The organism is Dietzia sp. DQ12-76 (genome assembly GCF_014145045.1).
Classification (GTDB): domain Bacteria; phylum Actinomycetota; class Actinomycetes; order Mycobacteriales; family Mycobacteriaceae; genus Dietzia.
In genome coordinates, this window is sequence record NZ_JAALDV010000292.1 from 5,753 (window position 1) to 8,743 (window position 2,991).

2 protein-coding genes are annotated in these 2,991 nt (G+C 69.1%); one reads left to right on the plus strand and one right to left on the minus strand.

Features of this window, described 5'->3' with window-relative positions:
- Positions 1-27: 27 nt before the first annotated feature.
- Entirely contained in the window at positions 28-405 is a 378-nt protein-coding gene (locus G6019_RS10490) for a WhiB family transcriptional regulator (RefSeq protein ID WP_170114850.1), read from the minus strand.
- 269 nt (positions 406-674) lie between these two features.
- On the opposite strand from G6019_RS10490, the gene G6019_RS10495 reads away from it, so the two are divergent.
- On the plus strand, positions 675-2,991 hold a 2,317-nt coding region (locus G6019_RS10495; RefSeq protein ID WP_182627551.1), incomplete at its 3' end, for a transglycosylase domain-containing protein.

The window sequence follows — 2,991 nt, forward strand, 5'->3', positions numbered from 1 at the left end:
TCGTGTGGGGTACGGAACCGGTGGGAGTCAGTAGATGACGGTATGGCGTTCGATCTGCTGCGCGAAGAAGTCGGCCCAGGACCGCACCTCGGGGTGCTGCTTGAGTAGGGCGCGCCGCTGCCGCTCGGTCATCCCGCCCCAGACCCCGAACTCCACGCGGTTGTCCAGCGCGTCGGCGCGGCACTGCAGGAGGACCGGGCAGTGGCGGCAGATGGACGCTGCCTTGCGCTGCGCGGCGCCGCGGACGAAGAGCTCGTCCGGGTCGATGTCCTTGCACCGGGCCTGGGCGACCCACTCCTGGCGCCCCTCCCCGATGATCGTCTCCTCGGAACCGAGGGGATTGCTTGAGCCGGGGCGGACCCCGGCGTCGTCGGTCCGGGAGGTCCCGGGAAGGGTGGCCGTCATCGATGTACCCCTGTCTGTGTGGAGTCGCGGACGGGTCTGCCGCACACGCCTCCGGCCTTCTGGACCCGCCCGGCGCGGCGGGCCCACGGTGTCCGCGGGAGCCTCTCGGCGGTGAGGGCCGTCACACGACCTCATCCGGGTTCGAAACGTCCCGCGTTCTCTAATATTGTTACCGCAGTCACACAACAGAAGTAAAGAGTCGTGTGCGTCGGAGGCCTCGCGGGGTGGCGGGACGGGGGTGTTCACGTACTCTTGGCCCCGTGTCGGGTATGAGTTCGCTGGGAAAGCTGGTCGCGACCTGTGTCGCGGCCGGGGTGGTCGCGGCCGGATCATTGTTCCCGATAGCCGGGGCGGCGGGGCTGGCCTCCAACAAGATGGCGGATTCCCTGTCCGGGACCTCGGCGGACCTGATCAAGGGCGATCTCCCGTCCATCTCGACGGTCACCGACTCCGAGGGCACACCGATCGCCTGGTTGTACGACCAGCAGCGCGTGGTGGTCCCGAGCGATCAGATCTCGCAGAACATGAAGCTGGCGATCATCGCGATCGAGGACCGCCGGTTCGCCGACCACAACGGTGTGGACTGGCGGGGCACGATCCGCGCGGCGCTCACCAACGCCACGTCCGGCGACGTCCAGCAGGGCGCCTCGACCATCGATCAACAGCTGGTCAAGAACTACCAGTTCCTCGTCTCAGCGGAGAACGACGCGGAACGGCGAGCCGCCGTGGAGACCACCCCGGCGCGCAAGATCAAAGAGATCCGGATGGCGCTCACGCTGGACGCCGAGATGAGCAAGGACGACATCCTCAGCAAGTACCTCAACCTGATCTCCTTCGGCAACGGCGCCTTCGGCGTCCAGACCGCGGCCCAGACGTATTTCGGGGTCGACGCCTCCGAGCTGACCGTGCCGCAGTCGGCCATGCTCGCCGGGATGATCCAGTCCACCAGCATGTTCAACCCCTACGCCCACCCCGAGGACACCAAGGACCGTCGCGACACCGTCATCGACACCATGGTCCAGACCGGCGCGATCACGCCGGCGGAAGGCGCGGCCTTCGCGGCCGAGCCCCTCGGCGTGCTGGAACGCCCCAACTCGTTACCCCGTGGCTGCATCACCGCCGGCGACCGAGGGTTCTTCTGCGACTACGTACTGGACTACCTGGACCAGAACGGTCTGAGCCGCGAGATGGTCCAGGAGGGCGGGTACACCATCCGCACCACGCTCGACCCGACCGTCCACGACTCGGTCCAGCGGTCGCTCAACACCTACGGCAACCCGACGGGCCAGGGCGTGGCGCAGGTCATGAGCGTCGTGCGTCCGGGCCGGGATTCCCACAAGGTCGCGGCGATCGCCTCCAGCCGCCGGTACGGCCTCGAACTGGGTGACAGCCAGACGGTCCAGCCCCAGCCGTTCTCTCTGGTCGGCGACGGCGGCGGCTCGGTGTTCAAGGTCTTCACGGTGGCCGCGGCCATGGAGAAGGGGATGGGCACCAACACCACGTTGTCCGTTCCGCGCCGCGTGCAGGTCTCCGGCCTGGGCGCCGGTGGCGCCCCCGGATGCCCGCCCGGCCAGTACTGCGTGGAGAACGCCGGGTCGTACCCGGGGTCACTGTCCGTGGCGGACGCGCTGGCCCAGTCGCCCAACACGACCTTCGTCAACCTCATCAAGGACGTCGGGGTCGCTCCCACCGTGGACATGGCGGTGCGTCTCGGGATGCGGTCGTACGACCGCAAGGGCACCGCGGCGGACGGCGACTCGATCGCCGGGTTCATCAAGAAGAATAACCTGGGATCGTTCACCCTCGGACCCACGGCGGTCAACGCCCTGGAGTTGTCCAACGTCGGGGCCACCCTGGCCTCCGGGGGAACCTGGTGTCCGCCGAGCCCCATCGAGTCGATCACCGACCGCACCGGGGCGCCGGTCGAACTGAACGAACCGAGCTGCGAGCAGGTGGTCGAGCCCGGGTTGGCGAACACCCTCTCGGTGGCCCTGTCCAAGGACCACGTGGGAGCCGGCACCGCCGCGGGCGCGGCGGGGGCCGCCGGATGGGGCCTGCCCATGTCGGGCAAGACCGGAACCACGGAGGCCAACCGTTCCTCGGCGTTCCTCGGGTACACCAACAACTACTCGGCGGCCGTCTACGCCTTCAACGACGGCACCACCACGAGCGAGCTGTGCACCAGCCCCCTGCGCCAGTGCGCGTACGGCAACCTCTTCGGTGGTCTCGAGCCTGCCAACACCTGGTTCTCCGCGTTCACCCCGATCGCCCAGATCTACGGCCCGGTCCAGCTGCCCGCACCGGATCCCGCCTACCAGGCCGGAACCAGCGGCGCGGCGCTGCCCGATGTCGAGGGGATGAGCCAGTCGGCGGCGACCTCGCTGCTCACCGGCGCCGGATTCATCGTCAACACCCAGTTCGTCTCCGGCACCGGACGCACCTACGGGATCGTCGTGGGTCTCGACGGCGGGACCGGGATCCCCGGATCCCAGGTCACCCTCCGCGTCTCCGACGGCTCGGGGGGCGGCGGCCGGGCCGCGGCCCGGAACACCGACGGCCAGGAGGCGTCGGGCCCGGGGGCCGCGA